This is a genomic window from Paenibacillus sp. Marseille-Q9583, assembly GCF_976954365.1.
The window spans coordinates 1-25,567 of the sequence record NZ_CDRJTB010000088.1 but is presented as its reverse complement, the minus strand read 5'-3'; the positions used below and the strand labels follow the sequence as shown (position 1 = coordinate 25,567).

Genomic DNA, 25,567 nt, shown 5'->3' with positions numbered 1-25,567 from the left:
GTTGAATAACGGAAGAATGACATTCCGATTTGACGTGAACAAGGACGAGCCTAAACCAAAGCCTAAAGTGGTGGAGCGCTGGTCAAATGGCGGATTGGGCACAGCTGAAGAGTACGCTGAGGGACTGCGTCAAGAGGTAGGTCCAGCACAGCAAACATGGCTTTATGAGCCTGATTTTCGTTCCACGCATGAGGCACCACCGGAAGATTCCTATGACTATTACTCGGGTACTGTAGATCCACGTCAGGAAGAATGGGATCAACAGGATAAGGATTTTAGATATACACAGCAATCGTATCTTCTGTCAGATATGGTTTCGGATAGCAGAGATAAATTAGAGAATGTATCCTCTGGCAGTTACGGAGGCTCTTATCATACTCGGCGTCCTTCGTATTGGTGGAAATTAGCTCTTTCTGTTACGGGAGCCATCGGCACAGGGGTACTGCTTGGTTATGCTGCACTTTCGTTCTTTTATGGAGGGAATATGGACAGCAGCTCTGGAAATGGGACAGCAGACATGGCGGCTACTTCAGTACAGTCTAATGTAGGCACATCAGGTTTGCCAGGTGCGGGGACTGAAAATGCCGGGAAGAACAAGATCCCAGTTCAAGTAGCTGCGCAAAGCTATTATCTGCTGCAATACGGAGTATTCAGTACGCCTGCAGGCGCCGAACAAGCTCGCCAGGAGCTGTTAACCGCAGGTTTGGCTGCGGGTATGGATCCTGCCGACGGCAATCGTGTGTATGCTGGAATGTCATCCGACCGTGAACAGGCCAAGCTACTAAGCAGCGGACTAAAGAATCAGGGTATTGAACTGTATGTGAGAGAGGTGGCACTTCCCGGGGCTGAACAGCTTGTCTATACCGGTAATGCAGAGGAAGTGAAGAACTATTTCTCAGTGAGTGGGCAGCTGCTCAGTGAACTAAGTAGTCAATCTGCTTCTTTACTAAGCGCTGGTCAAACTAGTACGACAGCAAATACCCCCGCTATGAGTGATCTCCACCTGCAATGGAGTGAAGCAGTAAAAGTGCTGGAACAAGGCGTATCTCCTGAAGCCAAAAGCATTTGCGCAGCGTTAGAGAAATCAATGAGCCAAGGGATATCAGCCTGGAGTGAATATAACAAGAACAAGGCTCAGGGCCTACTTTGGGAAGTGCAAGAATCGATGCTGAGCTTTTTGACTAGCCAGAAACAGCTACTAACTGCAATGAATTAACTGATAGATTGTTGACTTTAAAGACAGCAAGCCTCCAGATGTGGGGGCTTGCTGTTTTGGCGCGAAAGAGGAAATTATCCCTATATATCTTAAACTATAATTGATACGTAGGATGGTATCGCTCCGCAACTTTTAGTGCAAATGGTGGTAAACATTACCGTAAGGGATTTTACGTTTGTATTGATCACAATTTCACCGTATAATAATTAGGGTGTCAAAAAATGGCGAGGGAAGACTGAGATGAAGAAGAAAAATGTAGGAACACTGCTGTTATTTCTAATTCTAGGCTGGCTGGCTGGAGCCTGGATCGCCAAGCTACTGCAGCCGGTAAAGGCTCTTTCTTTTCTAACAACATCGACTGTGCTTAAGTGGTCTCCGCGAGCCGATTTGGACATCATAACCTATGACATCACTATTCATTTGAAATTGTGCATGCTAAGTCTCGTCGGTATTATTACAGCTGTATGGCTGTACCGAAGACTGTAACTCTCGTTACTGATCAAGAAGGGACGTTTACAACGTGGACAACTCACAACACATTATTTTAGCCTCAGGTTCACCGCGTCGACGAGAGCTTTTGTCTTTACTGGGCTTGCCTTTTGAGGTCATTACCAGCGAAGCTGACGAAAGCACACCACCGGACTTTACGCCGGAGCAAATCGTGCGCAGTTTGGCTCTGCGAAAAGCAGAGGCTGTAGTGGCTGCAGCAGGAGAGCGTAACGCAGTAATTATTGGTAGTGATACGATTGTTGTACTAGATAACACTGTGCTAGGCAAACCGGTGGACGAGCTGGACAGTAAATCGATGCTTACCAGACTTCAGGGCCGGAATCATAAGGTATACACGGGTGTAGCCTGTATTGGACTTCCGCATGGAAAGACTATAGTGGAGCACCGTGTTACTTCCGTAACGATGAGAGCAATGACGGAGGATGAAATTATTGCTTATATAGCTACGGGAGAGCCCGCTGATAAGGCTGGCTCTTATGCGATACAAGGGCTTGGCTCCACCTTGGTGGAACGAATTGAAGGCTGTTATTTCAATGTTGTCGGATTGCCGCTGTCGCTTCTTGGCGAAATGCTGTCCGAGTTCGGTATAACTGTATTGAACCGGTAGGAAGCTTGGGAAAGAGGGATAGGGATGGAGTCGCAATCAGTAATGCTGCGGGACCTCCCCCATGAAGAACGACCAAGAGAGCGCATGATGCATTATGGGGCGGAATCATTAAGTCAAGCGGAGTTGTTAGCCATTCTGCTGCGTACGGGAACACGCCATGAATCGGCTATTCATATTGCACAGCAGATGCTGGGGAAAATCGGTGGCCTGCGTGGGCTAGTTGACCTTAGCATCGAAGAACTGACCGAAATCAAAGGTATCGGCCCTGCCAAGGCCGTGCAACTAAAAGCAGGCATCGAACTTGGAAGGCGCCTTGCGAACTCCAGGTTTAACATGCCGGTCATTATCCGTTGTCCTGAGGACGCTGCGGAGATACTGACTGAGCAATTGCGTTATCTGCAGAAGGAGCATTTTGTCTGCTTGTTTCTGAATACGAAGAATCATGTGATAGGACAAGAAACGTTGTCTATGGGCAGTCTTAATGCTTCGATTGTTCATCCTCGTGAGGTATTCCGAGCAGCTATAAAATGTAGTAGTGCCTCTATCATATGCGCACATAATCATCCTAGTGGTGATCCAACGCCTAGTCCGGAGGATATCTCCTTGACCTCAAGACTGCTTCAGGCAGGCGAGATTGTCGGGATTGACGTGTTAGATCATCTAATTATCGGTGATAGCAGCTTTGTAAGCTTGAAAGAAAAAGGACACATGTAATATAAATGTGAAGATTTACTTAGGAAAAGGAGAATTAGCATGTTGGGTAGTTTTACGAAAGATTTAGGAATTGACTTGGGGACAGCGAATACGCTTGTCTATGTACGCGGTAAGGGGATCGTTGTAAGAGAGCCTTCCGTTGTAGCCATTAACACTGACACTAAGACGATTGAAGCCGTGGGTGAATCCGCTAAAAAGATGATCGGTCGTACACCGGGAAACATTCGTGCGATCCGTCCGATGAAGGATGGCGTTATCGCTGATTTTGACACAACGGCTACGATGATAAAATATTTTATTCGTCAAGCACAGAAACAACGTTCTATGTTCCAACGTCACCCTAATGTAATGGTCTGCGTACCATCCGGCATTACTGCTGTAGAGCAACGTGCCGTAGAAGATGCTACTAGACAAGCTGGTGCTCGCGAAGCTTACATTATCGAGGAGCCTTTTGCTGCAGCGATTGGTGCAGATCTACCGGTATGGGAGCCAACAGGAAGTATGGTTGTTGATATCGGCGGAGGTACTACTGAAGTTGCTGTAATTTCACTTGGTGGTATTGTTACTAGTCGTTCCGTACGTGTTGCGGGTGATGAAGCGGATGAGTCCATCATTCAGTACATCAAACGTCAGTACAATCTGATGATTGGTGAACGTACTTCGGAACAGCTTAAAATGGATGTAGGTTCTGCCTTGCCACTTGAGAAAGCTGAGACTATGGAAATTCGCGGACGCGATCTCGTTACAGGCCTGCCAAAGACGCTTACAATTACTTCTGACGAGATCTGTGAAGCATTGTCCGATACAGTGAGTTCAATTATTGAAGCTGTTAAAGTAACTTTGGAAAAATGTCCACCGGAGCTCGCAGCAGATATTATGGATCGCGGGATTGTCTTGACAGGTGGAGGCGCCTTGCTTCGTAACTTGGATAAACTGCTTGCGCGTGAAACTGGAATGCCAGTTATTGTCGCTGAGAACCCTCTGGATTGTGTAGCGATTGGAACAGGAAAGGCGCTTGATAATATCCATTTGTTCAAGAGTCGCAGCAGTTCCAGTCTTCGCTCTAAGAGATAAGCCTATGTATTGCCACTTGTGTACGTCAACCCCTGTTATGGGAGAAATACTGTTGTTAGAGGGTGTTGAAACTGTTTAAACTCTTAAGCAATAAACGTCTGTTTATTCTGTTGATTACACTGGTGCTGTTCATTGTGGTGATGGGCTTCAGCTTGGCATCAAGGAGTTCCTTGTCCTGGCCGGAGAACTTTCTTAGAGATACTACTGGTTTCGTGCAAAAAATGTTCTACAAGCCCGCTGGATATGTAGCGGGCTTGTTTGAAGATATCGGAAATCTGAAAGATCTTTCTAAGGAAAATGAGCAGCTGAAGATTCTAGCCGCCCAATATGCACGTGATAAAGCGCAATACAATTTCATTCAGGTAGAAAATGAGCAGTTAAAGAAACAGTTGAAGTTTACGAAAGCTCAGGAGGAATTGTACAAATATCAATACCATATTGCGCAGGTGGTTAGTCAGACAACAGAACCAAGCAATAGTACGATTGTAATCGATTTAGGTGCTAAAGATGGTGTTCGACCAAATATGTCTGTGATTTCGGTGGATGGTTTGGTGGGTGTTATTAGTCAAGTCAGCAATTTCACCTCTACGGTGAAACTGATGACCATGATGGATACGAATGACCCTAATTCTCAGCCGCCAATTGCGGCAACCGCTATTAACAAAGAGGGCAAAACCTTTGGTATGATTGAAAGCTATGATCCGAAGACAAACAAGTTATTGATGAACAAGATCCCGCCAGGTGATCCTATTGCGCCGAAGGATGTTATCGTTTCTTCTGGTATTGGGGGATTGTATCCGCGAGGATTGACCATCGGTACCGTTGAAAGCGTTGAGGTTGGTGAATTTGGATTAACCTCCACAGCAGTGATTAAGCCTTCAGCAGAATTTCAAGACTGGAAGCAGCTGATTGTTGTTTTTACGGAGGAGCGTGCTGAATAGTGAATATGCGCAGATCTGTTCTTGTTCTGTTACTGTTCCTCTTGTTCATTCTGGAGGGAACCATTCTGCCTTGGCTGATTCCAGATGTATGGCAGATGCGAATTATTCCGAATCTAGTGTTCGTTGTGCTATTGTTCGTGGCTGTATATCATCATCGTCATACAGCGCTTATACTGGGCCTAACTTTCGGACTATTACATGATGTCGTTTTTTATGGCAGAATTCTAGGAGCACATTCTTTTGCGATGGGTCTGTCGGCTTATTTAATCGGCCTTCTGTTTCAGATTCCGCGTGCTCCACTGCCTCTTATGATGACTGTGATTCTGCTCGGAAGCTTGCTAGAGGATAGTGTGTTATTTGGTATTTATAGTGTATTCAATCTCAATCAGGAGCCTTATAGCTGGGCTATTTTGAATCATATGCTACCAACGATGCTCTTTCATTTTGCTATTGCTCTGATCCTCTACATACCGTTACGACGCCAGCTTGAGCTGATCAAGAAAGAGAAGAGTACGGAAGAATCTGCATAAAGAAGCTTCTTTTTTCTTTCTTAATAAAGCAGGAATTTAAGGGGCCCGGCACGAATGAATGAGGATAGGGGGCCAGGCATATGACAGTAAAATCCAAGCATGTAAGGATTAAGGGCATCAAGGATGGCCTGATATTCCTGCTAGACGACAAGTGTCCCTTCGAAGATCTTCTGAGCGAGCTTCGCTATAAGCTGGAGCACAGCCATCAAAATATTTTGACTGGACCGATTGTTCATGTAGATATTAAACTGGGCAATCGTCCCGTAACTGAGGAAGATAAGGAAGCTGTGCTGGAGATTCTGAAGGGACAGGGAAATCTACTGATTCGTTCCATAGAGGCGCTTCCAGTGCCCGGCAGTGAGGATAATGACGCGTTGTTTCTTATGAGCGGGATTCTTCGTTCCGGTCAGGTGCTGCACCATGATGGAAATCTTTTATATCTGGGGGATGTGAACCCAGGAGGAACCATTACCTGTTCAGGCGATATCTATATTCTAGGATCACTTAGAGGTATGGCGCATGCTGGAGTAGATGGAAATGAAGAGGCGATTATCGCTGCTTCATTAATGTCTCCAACACAACTGCGAATTGCTGATATTATCAGTCGTCCTCCCGATGAGTGGGAAACCCGAGAAAGTAGTATGGAGTTTGCATATTTAACGAACGGAGCTATGCAAATCGATAAAATTCATAATTTAGTCAAAGTACGTCAGGATTTAAATGTGTTTAAAGGGGTGTAGCCTCCATGGGAGAAGCGATAGTCGTAACCTCGGGCAAAGGCGGAGTTGGCAAAACAACCACAACAGCCAATATTGGAACCGCACTTGCGCTGCAGGGTAAAAAAGTATGTCTCGTCGATACCGACATTGGACTGCGTAATCTGGATGTAGTTATGGGGCTTGAGAATCGTATTATTTATGATCTTGTGGATGTAGCGGAGGGTCGTTGTCGCCTAAATCAAGCACTCGTTAAAGACAAACGCTTTGATGAGTTGTATATGTTGCCCGCAGCTCAAACGAAGGATAAAACTTCCGTCACTCCTGAACAAGTAAAAGATATTATTCTCGAACTGAAGAAGGAATATGAATATATTTTGATTGATTGTCCAGCAGGGATTGAACATGGCTTCCGCAATGCGATTGCCGGTGCGGATAAAGCGATCGTGGTTACCACACCAGAGCATGCTGCTGTGCGGGATGCGGATCGTATTATCGGACTGCTTGAGCAGTCACATGTGGAATCGCCAAAGCTGGTGGTAAATCGTATTCGCCCAGGTCTTGTGAAGTCTGGGGATATGCTTGATATTGAGGATATTTTACAGGTGTTGAATATTGATCTTATCGGAATTGTTCCGGATGATGAACTGGTCATTAAGGCCGCAAATAGTGGAGAGCCTACAGTTATGAATCCCGATTCGTCAGCAGCTATTGCCTACCGCAATATTGCACGTAGAATTTTAGGTGATGCTGTGCCGCTGATGCAGCTTGATCGGAAACCGGGAGCATTTAAGAAGTTCAAGAAATTTTTCGGTATGGCTTAATTCTGCACCAAGCAATCTTACTATAGAAGCATTAACGGTCCCACCACTAGAGAAATCTATGGGTGGGATTTATTTATTTAGTGGTATTTAAGTGCTCCACCTTGGGTGGGCTTGTTCTAAAGAGACTTCCGTGCTTCATAAAATGGAAGTAAAACAAGCCCGTCCGGAGGGATAAACATGGATCTCAAATCAGATATCAAGAATCGCCGCAAGGAGCGTATTCGTAGTTTGCTGGAGGAAATCCCGAATATAGAAACAGCAGAGGTGCCTCCGTTATTCGTTATGCCCGAAAAGAGTACGAGCTTCAAGGAGTGGGGTACGGGGTTTAAGAAAAATGAAGAGCAATCATCTATAGAGCCTGATCCGGAAGTGATGTGGAAAGAGAGACGGGGTGGCTGGGAGGAACCAGGAGGAGGAGGTTCTAAATTTTCTTCCGGTTTTATTCGACGGGTTATAGCCAGTGTGCTTGTGTTTGGTGCGGTGTGGGGAGTTTTTGCAGTTCACCAGCCATGGTCCTATAAAGTCCAAGCCTTTATTAGTGATGCCTTGAGTAATGACATGGATTTCACAGCAGTGCGGGTCTGGTATGAGGAGAATTTTAATGGTGCACCGGCGTTCATACCGATATTTGGTGACAAAGACGAACCTGCTCAAAAGGCAGCAGCTCAACATGAGCTTAGTGCTCCGGTAGCTGGAAGCATTGTGGAGCCCTTTGCTTCCACGCTAAAAGGTGTAGAAATTATGCCTCGAATCGATTCAACCTCAAATGTGACGGTGAAGAGTATAGACATGGGACGTGTTCTTTCCATCTCTAAAGAATTGGACGGTGGCATTCGAATTGCGGTTCAACATTCTGGAGGAATTACAGCAGAATACGGACATTTAAATGGCACTAAGCTGGAGATTGATGACTGGATTCAGAGTGGAGATGAACTCGGGTGGATGCTGGAGAAAGAGGGCTCCTCAGCTCCAACGCTATTCTTTGCAGTGATGAAAGACAAGACTTATATTGATCCTACAGAAGTGGTATCGTTTGATTAGGATCTTAGGGATTGATTTGTCACTACATCCATTATTCGTAATCATTATGTTGTTCTCTGTACTCACAGGACAATTTCTGGAGTTGCTAACTTTATTTACGATCGTCCTCATTCATGAAATGGGACATGTGGTGGCTGCCCTTTTAGTTGGTGTTACAGTCAAATCGGTTCAGCTTCTTCCGTTTGGCGGAGTTGCGGTTATTGAGGATCATGGGCGGCTCACCGCTAGTCGTGAGATTGGTATTGCACTTGCCGGTCCGCTGCAAAATGGAATCATGATTGTTATGGCTCTTGGGCTTCAGCAAGCAGGTTATGGTAATCAGGAATTTTTAATCTATTTTATAAATGCCAATGCCATTATTGCGCTCTTTAATCTTTTGCCTGTTCTGCCACTTGACGGAGGCAAAGTACTTCAGGCTACTGTTAGTTTATTTCTTCCTTATTACTATACTTTGCTATGGAGCGGACGAGTGAGCGTTGCTGCAAGCATTTTTGTGATTGTGTATGCGCTATTGCCTCTTGGAGCAGGTGGAGGCTTGAGACTGAACATGGTTATGATCGGTGCTTTTTTATTGTATTCAAATCTCACGGATCATCGGAATTTACCGTACCGATTTGTTGCGTTTTTGATGAATAGGGAGGCGGTTTATGAGTATCATTTGCGGACAGGAAGTGTGGCTCGTCCAATTGTTGCCTTATCTGCGAAACCTTTAGATGCTATATTGCGTCTATTTAAACGTAATCAATATCATTTTATCTATGTATTAAACGGCGAAGGAAATGTTGTTGCTGTTGTGCCGGAACAGCGCTTAATATCTACCTACTTCGGAATGTAGTGTATTTATGCAGAGCGTGAGAAGGGATGAATGAATGAACGAAACCAGAGGTGAAGCCATGAAACAGATGATCGTTCACTGCACGCAGCACATTACCCGAATGGCTCTTCTGGAGAACGGAAGGCTTGTGGAGTACGCGGCTGAACGCGATCAGCAGCAAGGGCTGGTCGGAAGTTATTATAAAGGCCGTGTGATTAACGTACTTCCAGGTATGCAGGCTGCTTTTGTTGACATTGGACAGAAGAAGAATGCTTTTTTATATGTTGATGATGTATTGCACCCTCATTTGGAGAGACAGCCGGATGTGAAGCCTTCTATCGAGACGCTTTTGCAGCCGGGTCAGGATATTGTTGTACAAGTAAGAAAAGAGCCTAGTGGCGGCAAAGGTGCGCGTGTAACGACCCATTATACATTGCCGGGTCGCTGGATGGTGTACATGCCTTTTGCTGATTATGTTGGGGTATCCAAAAAAATAAGTCGCGATGCAGAACGTAGCCGGCTCAAAGGAATTGGTGAACGTCTGCGAATGAAAGAAGAGGGGGTTATTATGCGGACCGTCTCTCAGGATGAGCCGTATGAAGCAGTGGAAGGTGATCTTTCATTTTTACGTGCGCAATGGGATAACATTACACGTCGGGCACAAACTGCAGATGCCCCAGCTCTACTTCATCGTGATCTAAGTATTGTTCAGCGCTTTATAAGAGATGCTTTTAATCCACAGCGTGATCAATTGATTATAGATTCTCCAGTTGCAGTTAAAGAAGCCAAGGCATTTCTGGATGACATGGCACCTGATGGGTACAAGCCTGTGAGTTTATATAATGGACCGGAGTCCATTTTTACAGCTTATGGGGTTCAGGAACAGCTGCACAAGAGCTTCAGTCGCAAGATCACGCTGGAGGGCGGAGCGACAATGATCTGGGATGAGACGGAGGCGCTCACCGTTATTGACGTGAATACCGCGCAATATATTGGAGGAGCATCGCTTGAAGAGACGGTGACGAATACTAATTTGCTTGCAGCAGAGGAGATTGGTCGTCTGATCCGTTTACGAGATACGGGCGGAATCATTATTGTTGATTTTATTGATATGGAAGAAGAGATACACCGTAAAATGGTTACCGAGCGGCTGGAGAAAGTGATCTGCAAGGATCGAACCAAAACCCATATTCTCGGTTGGACAAGACTTGGACTCCTCGAGATGACCCGGAAGAAGGCAAGACATGATTCAGCCAGCTTCGCACCTATCCTTTGTCAGTGCTGCGGAGGGACTGGGAAAGTTGGAGAATGGATGGAATGAGTTGACGATGGGCGATAAGTATGATAATATCTTCAAGTATGTGTTTGATTCATTCGGTCCTGCACATGCTGTAACCGCTCCGATCGGGTACATAAGTGTAGTTCTCACGGGAATCTGCCACCTAGACTAGGCGAGTCTGAGACATGAGGAGGTGCAAGTAAAATGTATGCAATTATCGAAACTGGCGGTAAACAATACAAAGTCCAAGAGGGCGATGTTTTGTTCATTGAGAAGTTGGAAGCTGAAGACGGCGCAAGTGTAACTTTTGACCGTGTATTGGCTGTTTCTAACGAAGGTGGTCTGACTGCAGGAACTCCGCTCGTAAGCGGCGCGTCTGTAACAGCTAAAGTCGAGAAACATGGTAAAGGCGCTAAGGTTGTAGTTTACAAATACAAACCTAAGAAGAACTACCACAAGAAACAAGGCCATCGTCAACCGTACACGAAAGTAACTATCGAGAAGATTCAAGCGTAAGAAGGTGCGTGAATGATTAACGTACGGATTACACGATCTTCGGATCTAGGAACTATCGTTGGCTTTGAGGTAAAAGGGCACGCGGGTTATGCAAAGCGTGGCGAAGATATCGTATGTGCCGGAGTTTCGGCCGTAACGGTTGGAACCGTCAATTCGATTGAGACTTTGACCGGAATCTCCATGGATACATCCATGAAGAACGGATTCCTAAGTGGAACATTAGGTTCCATTGATGATTTCGATACTTCCGCGAAGGTACAATTGTTGCTTGAATCCATGGTCGTGATGCTAAATGATATCGCAGAATCATACGGAAAGTATCTTCAAATAGAGCAAGTAAATATTTAAAGAAGGAGGTTGACAACATGTTGAAATTGAATCTTCAATTGTTCGCATCGAAAAAAGGTGTAGGTTCCACAAAAAACGGACGGGATTCCCATTCCAAACGTCTTGGCGTGAAACGTGCTGACGGTCAAGCAGTAACCGGCGGTAACATCTTGGTTCGTCAACGCGGAACAAAAATTCACCCAGGCACTAACGTAGGCATCGGTAAAGATGATACGTTGTTCGCATTGGTGGATGGCGTAGTGAAGTTCGAACGTTGGGGCCGCGATCGCAAAAAAGTGAGCGTATACCCAGTTGATGTCGCTCCGGTAGCAGCGGCACTGGAAGCGTAAGCTTACGGAACCATATTTGCATGTAGAAGCCTCCGGCATGAGTGCCGGAGGCTTTTTTGTAGAATATTCAGAAGCGTTTGTGGATATCTCTTTGAGCACTTTAGAAATGTATACCTTCAGAGTTTTAAGAAAACATAAACATCCTTAGACATATGTGAAATCTCACGGTTATCTCTGGTGAACTACAGGGAACTGCTGTGTTATACTAGGAAATGGTAATTGATGAGGGTAATAATCTAAACGAAGTCATGAATTTTGCGAACTGAGGGACGGGGAGAAAGAATGAAATCCTGGAAAAGTGCAATCTGGGCAGTCATGTTATCCGTATTGCTTCCTTTAGGACTCGTGTATTGGCATACCTCCCTTTTGACATGTCTGTTGCTTGGAATTTGGGTAGCAGCAACGGTTGCTTTCAGTTTGATTTGGAATCAGCGTCATTGGGAACGGGAACTGCGTATACAAGAGAACACTCTGCAACAGGCGGCGATTCGGACACTGAATCATCATCGTCATGATTGGATGAATGATTTGCAGATTCTTTACGGATATATTCAGCTTGGAAAGCCTGATAAATCCGTGGAGTGTGTGGAAAGAATAAAGGAACGCATAGCGCTTGATAGTCGTATCGCGAAGCTGGGCATTCCTTCATTGGTCTTCTATATCCAATCTTTCCGAACTTACCGGACTAGTCTGGAACTGGAAGTTCAAGTGGAGGAAGGATTGCAACTGGAGGAGAAGCTAAACCGGGAAGCAGGAGATGAGCTGACTTCAGTGATCATGCAGACCGTACGAGCTTATCAATATAACGGACTGGCTCCCCAGGGTGAAACGCGCAAGCTGCGTCTTGGCTTTATTCAGGATGGAGGAGACATTCTTATCTCCTTCGAAGGTGAGGGAGAGCATGGCAATCCCGAGCAGCTCAAAGGGCAAATTTATAATATAGTACAAGGGAAAATCATGAAAGCGGAGCAGTTTAAGCCCAGCAAGGCTTATGTAGAGCTGCGTTTGCCGCTTGAAATGTGAGGAAGGTGAACATTAATGTTCGTAGATAAAGCTAAGATTTATGTTAAGGGCGGAGACGGCGGGGATGGTATCGTTGCGTTTCGTCGGGAAAAGTATGTACCGGATGGTGGTCCAGCAGGTGGTGATGGTGGCCGTGGTGGCGACGTTATCTTCCGCGTAGATGAGGGCTTGCGTACGCTGATGGATTTCCGTTATCAGCGCCATTTTAAAGCGGACAAGGGGATTAAAGGACGTAACAGAAGTCAGCATGGGGCGAACGCTGATCATATGATCGTGCGAATTCCACCTGGAACCATATTAATTGACGATGATACTCAAGAGATCATCGCCGATTTGACTCGTCATGGTCAGCAAGTTGTTGTTGCCCGTGGGGGTCGTGGGGGTCGTGGGAATGCTCGTTTTGCAACAGCAGCGAATAAGGCTCCAGAGCTAGCAGAGAACGGCGAAGAGGGTCAAGAGCGGTATATTGTTATGGAACTTAAGGTTATGGCTGATGTGGGACTTGTAGGCTTCCCGAGTGTGGGCAAATCTACGCTACTGTCGGTCGTATCCGCAGCTCAACCAAAGATTGGTGCATACCATTTCACTACGATTACACCGAACTTAGGTGTAGTAGATGTTGGGGATGGACGAAGCTTTGTAATGGCGGATCTGCCAGGATTAATTGAGGGAGCTAGTGAAGGCATAGGGCTTGGTCATGAATTCCTGCGTCACGTTGAACGTACACGGATTATTATTCACGTAGTGGATATGTCTGGTTCAGAGGGGCGTGATCCCTTCGAGGATTGGGTTCTCATTAATGACGAGCTGAAGCAATACAATGCGGCTCTAATTGATCGTCCTCAGATCGTGGCCGCGAATAAAATGGATATGCCAGAGTCAGAGGAGAATCTCATCGCTTTCCGAGAACGCGTAGCTGAGCTGCGTCCGGATCTTGAGGTTATGCCAATCTCCTCGCTTACCCGTCAGGGTGTTCAGGAACTGTTATATCGTGCAACGGATATTCTTGATAGTATTCCGGTGGCGCCGGTAGTTGAAGAAGTATCAGGAACAACTGAACGTAAGGTTTATAAGCTAGAAGCGGAAGATGATAACTCGTTCACCATTACACGTGATAATGAAACATATGTGGTCAACAGCCCTCGTATCGAGAAAATGTTGAAACGTATGCAGCTTAGCACACATGATGCGATTCTAAAGCTCGCCCGGACATTGCGACATATGGGCGTAGATGCAGAGCTTCGTAAACGTGGAGCTGTAGAGGGGACTATTGTCCGTATTGGTGAGTTCGAATTCGAGTTCGTAGAGAATAGCAGTTACTATTAATATTTAGCTGATTACAAAGCGCGACTTGTGTTCTCCTGTAGAGGAAGACACAAGCCGCGCTTTTTTTTTTAATATAAGAAAGTATAAATTTCACACCATACTATATGTCTTATATTTCTCGCTTAAACGCTTACCGTCCTTATAAGGACGTCAAAGTCTTTTATACTTGTTTCCATATCGAGTATATTTTTTTCGTGAAAAGAACCCAAATCACGATATATATCGTATACAATTAATATCGAAATACACAATTTCCCATCCGGGAACGCATACGTTATTCATATATCATAGATGATGAAAGAGGGAATAGCAGATGGCAATTATAGAAGTGGTGAAGTACGACGGTCCTCCGGGGATTTTCGCATGGAAATATCCTAACCAAGAGCTAGGGACATGGACTCAGCTAATCGTTAATGAATCTCAGGAAGCGATCCTATTCAAGGGCGGACAAGCGCTTGATTCCTTTACGGCAGGGCGGCACACCCTGAGTACCGCCAATATTCCTATTTTATCTAATATCGTCAATCTTCCTTTCGGGGGGAAGTCGCCGTTCACAGCAGAAGTATGGTATGTGAATAAGACCAATTCGATGAATGTTAAATGGGGAACCAGCGCACCTTTACAACTCCAGGATCCTAAATACAAAATTATGATTTCTGTTCGTTCCTTCGGACAGTTTGGTGTAAAGGTTGATAATCCGCGCAAATTTTTGTTGCAGCTTGTTGGAACGCTTCCTCAGTTTGATCACGATACGCTCGTGAATTATTTCCGCGGCTTGCTTATGTCGAATATAAATGAACTGATCTCATCCTACCTTGTACATAAGCAAATCAGTATATTGGAGATTAATGCCTATGTTGCAGAGATCTCAAAGCATATCCAGGGGCGGTTAGCATCAGCTTTTCTGGATAATGGACTTGAGCTGAATAATTTCTATATTGATTCCATTAATATTCCTGATGATGATCCGGCAACGATTCGATTAAAGGAAGCTTTAGCTAAAAAAGCAGAAATGGATATTATCGGCTTCAACTATCAGCAGGAGCGTGGCTTTAACACGATGGAAAAAGCAGCAGGTAATCCAGGTAATCTTGGAGTAGGCATGATGAACACCGGGATGGGGCTTGGACTTGGTATGGGATTCGCTGGACCGGCTATGGATATGGTGAATCGTATGACCCGAGGGATGAGTTTTGATTCAGGGACTACAGTTGTGCGCCAAGAGCGCTCCTGTTCGAAGTGTGGGGTTATGAATTCTGTTGAGGGAAGGTTCTGCAGTGGCTGTGGGCATGCTCTGGAGAGCATTCAGCAAAGTGCATCGTCCGGAAACAAGATCAATTGTTTGGAATGTGGACATGAATTGAAAGCAGGAGCCAAGTTCTGTCCTGGTTGTGGCAATCCTTATCGTGCTTGTCCAACCTGTGGAGCAGATAATCCTGAGGGTGCATCTTCCTGTGTCTCTTGTGGGAAAGAAATGCCTAAAGCCTGTGGTAAATGTGGAGAAATGGTATCACCAGGGGTGAAATTCTGTCCTCACTGTGGAGATAGCTTGGTTATTAAATGCGGAGGTTGTGGGCATGAGCTGAAGCCTGGACAGAAATTTTGTGCAGAGTGTGGAACAAAGGCAGGCTGAAGGAGGACGTTATGAACAAGAGCAAAAGCTATATTCGTATCATCACCATTATTTATGTGGCTGCTATAATACTAACGGTATTCTCCTTTATAGGGTTAGGCTTCTCTGAATCACTGTTTCGCTTTGTGATTTCGCTAGTTGCTGTTCTGCTGGCGGAGAGTGTGGTGTATGGCTATTGTATTTTTTGGCTCCGTACTGCAGGTAGTGTGCAGCGGACCTCACCCGTTCTTCTCAGCGGTGCATTCATCACGGGGATTTATGCGGTTGGAGTATTCGCATCAGCTATTATCTTCGATTGGCTACTGGAGTTGTCCCCTCTGTGGTATGCTGCGGTTCAACTGCTGATTCTTTTGATTGGTGGAATCACACTGGCTGTGATCGGGATTTATGGATGGAATGCCGGAACAGAAGAACAGCAAATACAGAGGTCCTTGCAAGCTTTTCGGCAGCATCAGAGTGAAATAAACGAGATCAGTACGCTGGCAAGCAGCTGGAAGAATCCTGAAACTGAACAGCTTGTACAAGTGCTCAATAAGTTACGAGATCAATTCAAGTTCAGTGATCCTGTATCAGATCCATCGTTATATGCTACTGAGGATATCATGCATCAGCAGATCTCCCTGTTGCATGATCATGTGAAGCTTCTGCTTATGACAAATGAGCCACATGAGAACTGGCAAGCCGAAATCAACGAAATGGCCGACAGTATTAAAGCTACACTAGAGCGGCGAAATCGGGAATTAGCGGCACTTAAATAGGAGGAAATAACTACATGAACAGATTGAACATACAAGAGCCGTCACCGACCCCAGCGGGGAGTGCAGCGGTTCCTCTGATTAAATTAGACCGGACTGGGTTTGATTATGTCATTCTTGCAGCAGCTTATCTATTCACACCCATTGGACTCGTTCTTGCATTGTTACGTTTGATGCTAACTCATTATAAAAATCATCGGAGACCCACCAATCTAAATCTGATCATGCATGTATTTATCGGAGGATTTGTTGAACTCTCTATTGCAATGTTTGTGGATACCATGAGTGGAAACACTGGAACTTCCGAATTATTAACGATCCAGATTTTCCTTGCAGTCATATTTTTGATTCCGGCACTTATTCTTGCGAGTGTGACAGCAAAAGCTAAATATACACTTTCTAAGCTTAACACTTCTTATATAGAGCTGATTCAAAATAAAAATATCCGATATGTCGGCAGTATATCTGAACGGATAGGCCAAAGCGAAAGCGATGTACGGAGAGATGTCCAGTATCTCAAGAATAAAGGATTACTGGATATTGATATCGTACTTTCCGAGGGGCGCCAGACGCCAGATCCATCCATGGCAGCACCTAATCTTGTTCATTCTGGAAGGACATCAGGCTTCGGAGCTCAAGCTTCGGGTCAGCAGATTCATGCTCAACCGCAGTCCTCACCGCTGCTGCCTAAGTCCATCCGTTGTCCGGGCTGCGGAGCACAGAACACGGTTCAGCCTAGTCAGTCAAAGAGCTGTGATTATTGTGGAACAATGATATCGTACAGTTAATGCCAAGGTTCTCCCTGAGCATTGTAGATATAACTTAACTAGGGGAGATATAAGATGAGTAAATTGGATATACGTAGGCAGCCACCAATAACAGGCAAACCGATATATAAGCATGAATATGAGCGGACGGCGTTTGATTATACGACTATTGTGTTTGCGTATGTATTTGCTCCGGTTGGCTTTATATTGGCTGCCATTCGGTTATTATCTACACATTCCAAGAGACAGCGTAAAGCAAGCAATATTAACCTGTTTTATCATGCGTGTATGGGTGCCTTTGTAGAATTGGCGATCTATTTCATTATTTGCAAGCTACTTGGTCAAATCGATTATGTCGCACTCTTGATCAGGCTGGTGATTATCTACGCATTGTTTAGGATTCCCGCCATCAAATTGTCGGTTAGGGCCGTAGGATGGAGAGAGGGATTCACCTATCTTTGCAATGACTATATCGCATTGGTTCTTGTGGACGGCATAAGGCATATCGGCAGCCTATCCGATATTCGCGGATTCAGTGAAGAGAACGTCCGCGAGGTTTTGGAATATTTAAAAGATCAGGGAGTACTTTCTCCAGATATTGTTTATTATGAAGGACGTGTAGACAATCCATTTGTAAAATTGCCGCCGAAGCTTATTTATTCCAAACGGGCACAAGCACTGGTGCGTGCGCCTGAGAATAACCTTCGCTACCGTAACAAGCGAGACCGGACAGTGTTTGATCGAATCATCATGGCGATTGCTTATTTGTTTGCTCCGCTTGGGTTTGTACTTGCGATGCTTCGTTTTGTAAGCACTCATTATAAGAATGAGCGGAAATCATTTAACTACAAATTGCTCTATCATGTATGTATGGGAGCGTTTATGGAACTTGCCGTCCTCTTCGCCGTGGGGACCTACAAAGGGGATTTTAAGTGGTTCACTTTATTGATCATTCTGGTGGTCCTCTACTTGATCTTTATAATTCCGGCGGACAGCTTTGCAGGGAGGGCTACCTTCGCAACAGAAAACTTTGATTTTCTGTGCAAGAAGTATCTCATGCTGATCATAGTGGATGATGTTAGACATATTGGTAATTTAGCTGATATCACGAAACAAAGTGAAGATGATGTACGTAGAGACCTACAGTATTTGGTGAGATGGGGGTTACTTGCTTCTGATCTTGTCTATTATGAAGGACGTGTTAAGCTCTTAGATAAACAACCGCCAAATCTTGTGCATCCTGACCGGGCACAGCCCTCCGTGGCATCAGAGAACCAGCCATCATCTGGGCGGCAGTCATTACCGGAGAATAGGCCTAAGCCACCTGTCCAACTGCCGAAATCCATCGTTTGTCCGAGTTGCGGTGCTAAGAGTAGAGTACTTCCTGGGCAGGATAAGATCTGTGACTATTGCGGGACGACGATACCCTACAGCTAGTGTACATACGATTGCCTACTACCCCCGGGAATCCGGGGGTTTTGCTGCACCTAATTCCCCGACTTCAGAGTATACATATAAAGTTATTGCATTTTATAAGCTTTTTCCGATATAATGTCCACTAAGAAAACACAAAAGTCTTTGAGGTGAGGACGTTCGTGAAAGAACGCTATTATTTGGTCCGTGAGGACATATTACCTGATGCCGTACTTAAGACTATGCAGGTCAAACAATTGCTTGAGGCCGGGGATGCGAAGACCGTACATGAAGGTGTAGAACAGGTAGGATTAAGCCGAAGTGCTTTTTATAAATACAAGGATGGCATTCACCTGATCCATCAGCTTGAACGTGAGCGGATTGTTACGATTTCTATGGATTTGGAACATGAATCTGGGATGCTCTCTAAGGTTCTAGGATCTGTGGCGGGGCATGGGGCTAACGTGCTAACAATTCATCAGAGTATCCCGCTGCAAGGACGTGCGAATGTGGTGATCTCCGTGGAAATCTCACATTTGAATGAGGAGCTCGGAGAGATGCTTGATAGTCTGAAGAATATTCCGGGAGTGAAGCGCGCCCTAATCGTTGGACAGGGATAGAGAAATTATAAACGTAAAACTTTTAGGAGGATACAGATGAAGCCGGTTAAAGTAGGATTGCTGGGTCTGGGAACAGTTGGTACAGGTGTAGTTCGTATCGTGGAAGGAAATCAGGAGGATTTGAGCAGTCAAGTAGGCTCTCCAATACTCATTGAGCGCATAGCGGTGAATAATTCCAATAAGCCACGTGATATTGAGGTCGACCCTGCCAAAATAACAACAGATCCATGGGATGTTATTCGTGATCCTGAGATTGATGTAATTGTTGAAGTGATGGGTGGTATCGATGGAACAAAGGAATATATTCTTGAAGCTTTGGACCGCGGTAAGCATGTCGTAACTGCGAACAAGGATTTGATGGCGCTGCACGGCTCAGAGATTCTGGCTAAGGCGCAAGAGAAGCAATGTGATGTCTTTTATGAGGCTAGTGTTGCAGGTGGTATTCCGATTATTCGGACGCTTATCGAAGGTTTTTCTTCAGACAAGATCATGAAGATTATAGGTATTGTGAATGGAACAACTAATTACATACTAACCAAAATGAGTCAAGAAGGTGCCTCCTATAATGATGTGTTAAAAGAAGCGCAGGATCTGGGATATGCAGAGGCCGATCCGACTTCCGATGTTGAAGGTCTGGATGCTGCCCGCAAAATGGCGATTCTCGGAACCTTAGGCTTCCGCACTAACGTGGAGCTACATGACGTCAGTGTGAGCGGGATTTCAGAAGTGAGTAAAGCTGATATTGCCTTTGCGAAGCGTCTCGGATATGAAATCAAGCTGCTGGGTATCGCTGAACGTCAGGATGAGGAATTCAGTATCAGTGTTCAACCGACTTTGATCCGAGCGAGTCATCCGCTTGCATCCGTAAATGGTGTCTTCAATGCAGTTTATGTATACGGTGAAGCAGTAGGAGAGACGATGTTCTATGGTGCGGGCGCGGGTGCAATGCCAACAGCGACTTCGATAGTAGCTGACTTGGTAGCCATTATTAAGAACCTCAAGCTGGGTGTTAATGGATTGAAGCAAAAAGTACCTTATAAGCAGAAGAAGCTGAAGAGTGATGAGGATATCTTTTATAAAAACTTCCTACTGTTGCACGTTGATGATAAGGCGGGCGTATTGGCCAAGATTACTCAGGTGTTTGCCGAGTATGACGTGAGTCTTGATTCGGTAGTTCAGCAAGCCAATCCCAATAATCCTGACGCAGAGATTATTATTGTTACACATAACGCTAGCAAAGCAAGTATGAACAAAGTGCTGCGCCACTTTAATGAACTGAAAGTCATCCACCGGATCAAGAGCCATTATCGTGTGGAAGGTTAGAACTGTAGCTAGAGTATACTTTCTATATTCAAACAATGAGTAAGGAGATAGCACCTGTTATGAGTACTTATGGAGTAGCAAGGGTTAAAGTACCTGCTAGTACTGCCAATCTTGGTCCGGGCTTCGATACTCTTGGCATGGCTTTGCCGTTATATGCCTGGATTGAGATGGAGGAAGTAGAGGAGACTGTTTTTCATCTATATGGTGACGAGATGAAGGGGGTGGCTCTGGATAAGAGTAATCTACTCTATCAGGTCGCTCAAATGGTATTTGCGGAAGCGGGCGTTACGGTGCCGGAAATATCTATTTCGATGTATTCTGAGATTCCGCTTACGCGTGGGCTCGGCAGCAGTGCCTCGGCCATCATTGGGGGCATGGTCGCAGCTAATACAATGATCGGCTCTCCGCTCGATGATGCCAAGCTGTTTGATATGGCTACCCAGCTTGAGAAACATCCTGACAATGTAGGAGCTTCCTTGTTTGGTGGCATCATTACGGCTGTGTGGGATGGTGATCATGCGGATTATGTTCGCCTTGAACCACCGCAAGACCTTGAGGTTCTCGTGGTTATTCCTGAATTCGAGCTGGAAACCACAAAAGCACGGGGAGTGCTTCCAACAGAAATATCAGTTAGTGATGCTGTGTATAACATCAGCAGAACCTCTTTAATGACGGCCTCGTTTGCTTCAGGCCGGCTTGACCTGATCAGTAGAGCGATGCAGGATCGTCTGCATCAGCCCTATCGTGCAGCACTTATTCCAGGCATGGAGAAGCTGCTCGCGGAAGCGCCTAACCATGGTGCTTTAGGAATCGCGCTTAGCGGTGCCGGTCCTACCTTACTGTGTTTAGTTGATCGCCATGAGTCTCGTAAGCGAGAGCTTGAGGCTTTTCTGATAAATACGATGCAAGAACACGGCATCTCTGCTAAGACTTGCTGGCTGATGCCTTGCACTTCAGGTGTTACATCAGAGCTTCTTGAAAGAAACGAGATGCAAAACGTATCATTTTTGGATATGATAAAAGGAGAAGTACGGTTATGAAATCAATAGCGGTATTGCCGCAGGGCTCGGTATCTCACGAAGCGCTGCTGCATTTGTTTAACGGCGAGCCTGTAAAAATTGTGCATCACAAGCTAATTTCCGATGTCTTTCTCTCTACGGCTGGTGGCGCCACTGATTACAGCGTTATCCCGATTGAGAATACTATTGAAGGCTCAGTTAGTCTACATATTGATTGGCTCATTAATGAGGTCGACCTTCCTATGCAGGCTGAATGGATCTTTCCATCGATACAGAATCTCATCGGTCACCCGCTGGAGTTCAGAGATACGAACGGCAATAAGGATTTCACTAAAATGAAAAAAATCCTTTCGCATCCTGTTGCAATGGCACAATGCATGCAATTTGTTCGGAAGCATGCACCTTGGGCGGAACTGGAGTCGGTCGGAAGCACCTCTGAAGCTGTTGAAATTGTTAAGAACAATCCTGACAAGGGCTGGGCTGCGATTGGTACTGCTCTTGGCGCAGCAACTCATGGGCTGGAGATTGTTGATCGGAAAGTTACAGATCACAACAACAACTACACGCGATTTGTCCTTGTCGGTCCGCAGAAGATTGATCTTCCACGGAGCAGCAATGGTGTAAAGACGAGTGTCCTAGTTACGCTGCCGGAGGATTTTCCCGGTGCTTTGCATCAGGTCCTCGCTGCCTTTTCTTGGCGGAAGCTGAACTTATCGCGTATTGAATCACGACCAACGAAAAAGAAGTTGGGTACTTATTATTTTTATATTGATGTGCTGGAACCGATAGAATCAGTCCTGCTACCAGGAGCGATTGAAGAGATTAGCGCTTTAGGCTGTCAGGTTCGGATTCTGGGCTCGTATCCCACATACACCTATGAGGAAGAGAAAGCGGAGGTGCAGTAAATTTATGGCTGAACAATGGATCTATCTAGATGGACAACACGTAACTAAGGAAAATGCAAAGGTATCCGTTTTTGATCACGGTTTTTTGTATGGAGACGGCATATTTGAAGGTATTCGTATCTACAATGGTAATATTTTTAAATGTAAAGAGCATTTGGACAGACTATATGATTCGGCGAAGTCGATCATGCTGGACATTCCGCTCACTTATGACGAGATGCTGGAAGCTATGGCTGAAACGATTCGCCTTAATGACATGCGTAACGGTTATATTCGACTGATCGTATCCCGTGGTCCTGGTAACTTGGGTCTTGATCCACGCCGTTGCCCTAAAGCCAGCGTAATCATTATCGTTGAACAATTAGCTATTTACCCAGAGCAAGCGTACATTAATGGGCTTCGTGCTGTTTCTGTATCCCAACGTCGTAATATTCCGGATGCACTGAATCCGAAGATTAAATCGCTTAACTATCTCAACAATATCCTAGTGAAAATTCAGTCCAATCTGGCAGAAGCCGATGAAGCAATCATGATGAATGCTCAAGGATATGTTACTGAAGGATCTGGAGATAATATTTTCATCATCAAAAATGGTGTGGTCTTCACTCCTCCATGCTATTTGGGAGCGCTTGAAGGAATCACACGTCTGGCGATCATCGAGTTATGTGAGAAATTGGGTATTAAGCTAAAAGAAGAACCATTCACTATGCATGATGTTTACATAGCGGACGAGGTATTCTTCACAGGTACTGCTGCTGAAGTAATTGCTGCGCGTGAAATTGACGGCCGAATCATTGGTGAAGGACAAGCGGGTCCAATCACTTTGAAATTGCTTGAAGAGTTCCGCAATGTTGTTGACAAAGATGGCTACAAGGTTTGGGAATAACAGTTAATCGTACAATTTGCTCTTAACATGCTAGTCGTGTAATGAGTATTGAATAGGCATTAGATATCCTTTCATGCATATGAAGAAGATGGCCGGAGGTCTCTGGTAAATCTTTTCATGTCTCATGAAAGGATTTTTTTTATTTCAGGGATGTCATTCGCCCATGGGCTGCATAAGATGTAGTAACGAAGGAGGCGGCTGTACCGCATATAACTCTGTAAGAGAGCAATGTTCCATCCAAAGGGTGTTTGCTTTCAAAGCCAGTTTTGCTGTGTAGCTGTAAGAAAGCAATACTCCACAAAACTTTTAGGAGGTTAATGCTACGTGAAAATACACATTGTCAAACAAGGCGATAGTCTGTATGCATTATCGCAAAAGTACGGAGTGCCGTTACAAAAAATTATTGAAGCTAATCCACAGATCAGTAATCCGAATGTGCTGGCACTTGGTGAAAAAGTAAAAATACCTACGGCTCCTGTATCCGTACCGGATAACAGTGAAGTTTACTACAAGCATACAGTCAAACAAGGAGACACCTTATGGAAGTTATCTAAGGCGTGGGGAATCCCTTTAAAAGATATGGTTGAAGCAAACCCCCAGCTAAAGAATCCGAATGTATTGATGTTAGGGGAAGTAGTCAACATTCCTAAAAAGACATCAAACGCTTCACCTGTACAGCCAGGTTACATGCCTTCTAATGCTTCTGAGAAAACACAAGTTGGCGGGAAGGAATATACGGGTCCAAAAGAACAGCCAGTTGCTGAGGTAGTTCCTGCACCAAAACCGGAAACTAAACCAGAGGTCAAACCAGAAACTAAACCGGAAGCAAAAGCAGAAAATAAGCCAGAGGCAAAAGCAGAAAATAAACCAGAAGCTAAAGCGGAAACTAAACCTGCACCTAAATCATCGCCAAATATCTCGCCTTTGTACAATTCTGCACCACACCCATCGATGAACATTGCCCCTATTAATACTCAAAATGCTGCACCTAATCCTGCGCCGAATATGCAGATGGAAGTTGCTCCTGTGCAAGAAATTGAAATGCAAAGCTTATTTGTTCAGATTACAGTTCCAAATCAAGAGCCTGTAGCTCATCATGAGGCAGCAAAAGCTGAGAAGAAGCCAGTGGCTTGCAAAGAGGAAAAGGCAGATGCTTGTGACAACATGGGATATCCAGGACTAGGAGGAAATCCTTATCTCTATGATTCTTATCAAAATAGCCCTAATATGAACATGAATTGGGCACCAAGTTATGTTCAACCGGCGTCATATGGACCCGAATGCATGTCTCCATACTACTTTACAGAAAATATGTATTCACCTAACATGAGTCCAGAACAATGGAATCCGAATGCTGCACCTAATGTGAGTCCAGAACAATGGAATCCAAACGAGTGGCCTAATATGAGTCCAGAACAATGGAATCCAAACGCGTGGCCTAATATGAGTCCAGAACAATGGAATCCGAACGCTTGGCCTAATATGAGTCCGGAACAATGGAATCCGAATGCTGCGCCTAACGTGAGTCCAGAACAATGGAATCCAAATGCTGCACCTAACGTGAGTCCAGAACAATGGAATCCAAATGCTGCACCTAACAATATGGAGGCTAATGTTTCAGGGATGAACCCGATGTATGGGATGTCATCGAACCTTCCTTGGCCAACTACTTGTGGGTGTGGGGGGATGCATGTTCAACCCTATTCATATGAAATGCCCGTATATAATACCTATCCTGCATATGGAAACCCAAATGCATTATCTGCTTATGGAGCGGGAACACCTAATCAGGGAATAGTTCCAACATCACCTCTTGGAGCTTTTGGCGGGCCGATAATGTCGAGTATTCCGTCTAATCCGCAGTATCCAGGTATTGGTGATTATTCGCAGCATAATCGGGTTCCGGAAATCCAAGATCCTGAAACGTTTGTACAGGACACTCCCGAAGTTGCTAGAACAGTGAGTGAGGAATCTACTTCTGGCGCTTCTCTCAAGAGCAAGGGAACTGCAACGAAGGAAACGGCATCAAAAGCAAAGACCTCGAGTCAAAACAGCAGTACGAAAAACAAAACAGCTGTGAAGTCTCAACGTTCAAATGTTGGTGGTCGTACAGAGAGCTCAAAGAAACGCAGAAATCCGTGGATTTCTAATTAATACAGTCCTAAACTAACATCCAATCTCTATTTAAACGTGTAGGTTCTGATTATTAGAATCTGCACGTTTTTTATGAGGATGGGAATGAGAAGTAGAACTGAGGCGAAAGTACTTTGTTTTTTGAATTTAGGGGTTGTTTTTAGAGTGGGTTATATGTTACATTATAAATCCAGTCGCAAAGAGGAGATATAAACTTTCGGTTGGTGAATGTTAATCCGAATGAAATTACAAAAGACTTTGAAAAAAAGTCTTGCAATTCATCGGAGGACATGATATATTATAAA

28 protein-coding genes and 1 other annotated feature are annotated in these 25,567 nt (G+C 44.9%); all 28 genes read left to right on the top strand.

Annotated elements, in window-relative coordinates; translation table 11 throughout:
- On the top strand, positions 1–1,216 hold a 1,216-nt coding region (locus ACWNM1_RS27395), incomplete at its 5' end, for an SPOR domain-containing protein (protein ID WP_449603436.1).
- 240 nt (positions 1,217–1,456) lie between these two features.
- On the top strand, positions 1,457–1,702 hold the full coding sequence (locus ACWNM1_RS27390) for a DUF4321 domain-containing protein (protein WP_042191180.1): 246 nt from the start codon (positions 1,457–1,459) through the stop codon (positions 1,700–1,702).
- Positions 1,703–1,736: 34 nt separating this feature from the next.
- The gene (locus tag ACWNM1_RS27385; RefSeq protein WP_149645995.1) at positions 1,737–2,333 is read left to right on the top strand and encodes a Maf family protein; all 597 of its coding nucleotides are present in this window, start codon (positions 1,737–1,739) and stop codon (positions 2,331–2,333) included.
- 24 nt (positions 2,334–2,357) lie between these two features.
- The gene (gene radC, locus ACWNM1_RS27380; RefSeq protein ID WP_449603435.1) at positions 2,358–3,047 is read left to right on the top strand and encodes a RadC family protein; all 690 of its coding nucleotides are present in this window, start codon (positions 2,358–2,360) and stop codon (positions 3,045–3,047) included.
- 39 nt (positions 3,048–3,086) lie between these two features.
- Complete coding sequence (locus ACWNM1_RS27375; RefSeq protein WP_042191174.1) at positions 3,087–4,121, top strand: rod shape-determining protein; 1,035 nt, start codon at positions 3,087–3,089, stop codon at positions 4,119–4,121.
- Positions 4,122–4,183: 62 nt separating this feature from the next.
- Positions 4,184–5,062, top strand: coding sequence for a rod shape-determining protein MreC (mreC, locus tag ACWNM1_RS27370; RefSeq protein WP_449603434.1), 879 nt, complete (start codon positions 4,184–4,186; stop codon positions 5,060–5,062).
- On the top strand, positions 5,062–5,592 hold the full coding sequence (gene mreD, locus ACWNM1_RS27365) for a rod shape-determining protein MreD (protein WP_449603433.1): 531 nt from the start codon (positions 5,062–5,064) through the stop codon (positions 5,590–5,592). The genes mreC and mreD overlap by 1 nt, the downstream gene beginning before the upstream one ends.
- Positions 5,593–5,672: 80 nt before the next feature.
- Entirely contained in the window at positions 5,673–6,332 is a 660-nt protein-coding gene (gene minC / locus ACWNM1_RS27360; RefSeq protein WP_042191171.1) for a septum site-determining protein MinC, read from the top strand.
- A 5-nt stretch (positions 6,333–6,337) separates the two neighbouring features.
- Entirely contained in the window at positions 6,338–7,132 is a 795-nt protein-coding gene (gene minD, locus ACWNM1_RS27355; RefSeq protein ID WP_042130573.1) for a septum site-determining protein MinD, read from the top strand.
- A 177-nt stretch (positions 7,133–7,309) separates the two neighbouring features.
- Positions 7,310–8,173 (top strand): peptidoglycan DD-metalloendopeptidase family protein, encoded by an 864-nt coding sequence (locus ACWNM1_RS27350; protein WP_449603432.1) that lies wholly within the window; start codon positions 7,310–7,312, stop codon positions 8,171–8,173.
- Positions 8,166–9,008 (top strand): M50 family metallopeptidase, encoded by an 843-nt coding sequence (locus tag ACWNM1_RS27345; protein WP_076286496.1) that lies wholly within the window; start codon positions 8,166–8,168, stop codon positions 9,006–9,008. The genes ACWNM1_RS27350 and ACWNM1_RS27345 overlap by 8 nt, the downstream gene beginning before the upstream one ends.
- Before the next feature lie 58 nt (positions 9,009–9,066).
- Positions 9,067–10,308, top strand: a complete 1,242-nt coding sequence (locus ACWNM1_RS27340; protein WP_449603437.1) for an Rne/Rng family ribonuclease — start codon at positions 9,067–9,069, stop codon at positions 10,306–10,308.
- Positions 10,289–10,438, top strand: coding sequence for a hypothetical protein (locus ACWNM1_RS27335; protein ID WP_449603431.1), 150 nt, complete (start codon positions 10,289–10,291; stop codon positions 10,436–10,438). The genes ACWNM1_RS27340 and ACWNM1_RS27335 overlap by 20 nt, the downstream gene beginning before the upstream one ends.
- Positions 10,371–10,456: a sequence feature (ribosomal protein L21 leader region), on the top strand. (Overlaps the previous gene by 68 nt.)
- A 14-nt stretch (positions 10,457–10,470) precedes the next feature.
- On the top strand, positions 10,471–10,782 hold the full coding sequence (gene rplU / locus ACWNM1_RS27330) for a 50S ribosomal protein L21 (RefSeq protein ID WP_042130566.1): 312 nt from the start codon (positions 10,471–10,473) through the stop codon (positions 10,780–10,782).
- A gap of 12 nt (positions 10,783–10,794) precedes the next feature.
- Positions 10,795–11,130 carry a ribosomal-processing cysteine protease Prp gene (locus ACWNM1_RS27325; RefSeq protein WP_042191166.1) on the top strand — a complete coding sequence of 112 codons (336 nt, stop codon included), beginning with the start codon at positions 10,795–10,797 and terminating at the stop codon, positions 11,128–11,130.
- 17 nt (positions 11,131–11,147) lie between these two features.
- Positions 11,148–11,459, top strand: a complete 312-nt coding sequence (gene rpmA / locus ACWNM1_RS27320; protein WP_042130564.1) for a 50S ribosomal protein L27 — start codon at positions 11,148–11,150, stop codon at positions 11,457–11,459.
- A 282-nt stretch (positions 11,460–11,741) separates the two neighbouring features.
- Entirely contained in the window at positions 11,742–12,482 is a 741-nt protein-coding gene (locus ACWNM1_RS27315; protein WP_094878109.1) for a Spo0B domain-containing protein, read from the top strand.
- Between the two features lie 15 nt (positions 12,483–12,497).
- Complete coding sequence (gene obgE / locus ACWNM1_RS27310; protein ID WP_449603430.1) at positions 12,498–13,808, top strand: GTPase ObgE; 1,311 nt, start codon at positions 12,498–12,500, stop codon at positions 13,806–13,808.
- Between the two features lie 313 nt (positions 13,809–14,121).
- Positions 14,122–15,441, top strand: coding sequence for an SPFH domain-containing protein (locus tag ACWNM1_RS27305; protein ID WP_449603429.1), 1,320 nt, complete (start codon positions 14,122–14,124; stop codon positions 15,439–15,441).
- An 11-nt stretch (positions 15,442–15,452) separates the two neighbouring features.
- Entirely contained in the window at positions 15,453–16,199 is a 747-nt protein-coding gene (locus ACWNM1_RS27300; protein WP_449603428.1) for a hypothetical protein, read from the top strand.
- Between the two features lie 14 nt (positions 16,200–16,213).
- Complete coding sequence (locus tag ACWNM1_RS27295) at positions 16,214–16,984, top strand: hypothetical protein (RefSeq protein ID WP_449603427.1); 771 nt, start codon at positions 16,214–16,216, stop codon at positions 16,982–16,984.
- 54 nt (positions 16,985–17,038) lie between these two features.
- Positions 17,039–18,400: a hypothetical protein gene (locus ACWNM1_RS27290; RefSeq protein WP_449603426.1), complete on the top strand. Its 1,362-nt coding sequence runs from the start codon at positions 17,039–17,041 to the stop codon at positions 18,398–18,400.
- 158 nt (positions 18,401–18,558) lie between these two features.
- Positions 18,559–18,996 carry an ACT domain-containing protein gene (locus ACWNM1_RS27285; RefSeq protein WP_042130552.1) on the top strand — a complete coding sequence of 146 codons (438 nt, stop codon included), beginning with the start codon at positions 18,559–18,561 and terminating at the stop codon, positions 18,994–18,996.
- 36 nt (positions 18,997–19,032) lie between these two features.
- Positions 19,033–20,319, top strand: coding sequence for a homoserine dehydrogenase (locus ACWNM1_RS27280; RefSeq protein WP_449603425.1), 1,287 nt, complete (start codon positions 19,033–19,035; stop codon positions 20,317–20,319).
- 59 nt (positions 20,320–20,378) lie between these two features.
- Entirely contained in the window at positions 20,379–21,359 is a 981-nt protein-coding gene (gene thrB, locus ACWNM1_RS27275) for a homoserine kinase (protein ID WP_449603424.1), read from the top strand.
- Positions 21,356–22,243, top strand: coding sequence for a prephenate dehydratase (gene pheA, locus ACWNM1_RS27270; protein ID WP_449603423.1), 888 nt, complete (start codon positions 21,356–21,358; stop codon positions 22,241–22,243). Before thrB ends, pheA begins: the two co-directional genes overlap by 4 nt.
- 4 nt (positions 22,244–22,247) lie before the next feature.
- Complete coding sequence (gene ilvE / locus ACWNM1_RS27265) at positions 22,248–23,129, top strand: branched-chain-amino-acid transaminase (protein ID WP_042191145.1); 882 nt, start codon at positions 22,248–22,250, stop codon at positions 23,127–23,129.
- Between the two features lie 324 nt (positions 23,130–23,453).
- Positions 23,454–25,283, top strand: a complete 1,830-nt coding sequence (locus ACWNM1_RS27260; RefSeq protein WP_449603422.1) for a LysM peptidoglycan-binding domain-containing protein — start codon at positions 23,454–23,456, stop codon at positions 25,281–25,283.
- Positions 25,284–25,567 lie beyond the last annotated feature (284 nt).

Bases quoted from the DNA above. Each gene is read 5' to 3' on its own strand.
- ACWNM1_RS27390 (WP_042191180.1), top strand. From the start codon at position 1,457: ATGAAGAAGAAAAATGTAGGAACACTGCTGTTATTTCTAATTCTAGGC.
- radC (WP_449603435.1), top strand. From the start codon at position 2,358: ATGGAGTCGCAATCAGTAATGCTGCGGGACCTCCCCCATGAAGAACGA.
- ACWNM1_RS27375 (WP_042191174.1), top strand. From the start codon at position 3,087: ATGTTGGGTAGTTTTACGAAAGATTTAGGAATTGACTTGGGGACAGCG.
- minC (WP_042191171.1), top strand. From the start codon at position 5,673: ATGACAGTAAAATCCAAGCATGTAAGGATTAAGGGCATCAAGGATGGC.
- minD (WP_042130573.1), top strand. From the start codon at position 6,338: ATGGGAGAAGCGATAGTCGTAACCTCGGGCAAAGGCGGAGTTGGCAAA.
- ACWNM1_RS27350 (WP_449603432.1), top strand. From the start codon at position 7,310: ATGGATCTCAAATCAGATATCAAGAATCGCCGCAAGGAGCGTATTCGT.
- ACWNM1_RS27340 (WP_449603437.1), top strand. From the start codon at position 9,067: ATGAAACAGATGATCGTTCACTGCACGCAGCACATTACCCGAATGGCT.
- rplU (WP_042130566.1), top strand. From the start codon at position 10,471: ATGTATGCAATTATCGAAACTGGCGGTAAACAATACAAAGTCCAAGAG.
- ACWNM1_RS27325 (WP_042191166.1), top strand. From the start codon at position 10,795: ATGATTAACGTACGGATTACACGATCTTCGGATCTAGGAACTATCGTT.
- rpmA (WP_042130564.1), top strand. From the start codon at position 11,148: ATGTTGAAATTGAATCTTCAATTGTTCGCATCGAAAAAAGGTGTAGGT.
- ACWNM1_RS27315 (WP_094878109.1), top strand. From the start codon at position 11,742: ATGAAATCCTGGAAAAGTGCAATCTGGGCAGTCATGTTATCCGTATTG.
- obgE (WP_449603430.1), top strand. From the start codon at position 12,498: ATGTTCGTAGATAAAGCTAAGATTTATGTTAAGGGCGGAGACGGCGGG.
- ACWNM1_RS27305 (WP_449603429.1), top strand. From the start codon at position 14,122: ATGGCAATTATAGAAGTGGTGAAGTACGACGGTCCTCCGGGGATTTTC.
- ACWNM1_RS27300 (WP_449603428.1), top strand. From the start codon at position 15,453: ATGAACAAGAGCAAAAGCTATATTCGTATCATCACCATTATTTATGTG.
- ACWNM1_RS27295 (WP_449603427.1), top strand. From the start codon at position 16,214: ATGAACAGATTGAACATACAAGAGCCGTCACCGACCCCAGCGGGGAGT.
- ACWNM1_RS27290 (WP_449603426.1), top strand. From the start codon at position 17,039: ATGAGTAAATTGGATATACGTAGGCAGCCACCAATAACAGGCAAACCG.
- ACWNM1_RS27280 (WP_449603425.1), top strand. From the start codon at position 19,033: ATGAAGCCGGTTAAAGTAGGATTGCTGGGTCTGGGAACAGTTGGTACA.
- thrB (WP_449603424.1), top strand. From the start codon at position 20,379: ATGAGTACTTATGGAGTAGCAAGGGTTAAAGTACCTGCTAGTACTGCC.
- pheA (WP_449603423.1), top strand. From the start codon at position 21,356: ATGAAATCAATAGCGGTATTGCCGCAGGGCTCGGTATCTCACGAAGCG.
- ilvE (WP_042191145.1), top strand. From the start codon at position 22,248: ATGGCTGAACAATGGATCTATCTAGATGGACAACACGTAACTAAGGAA.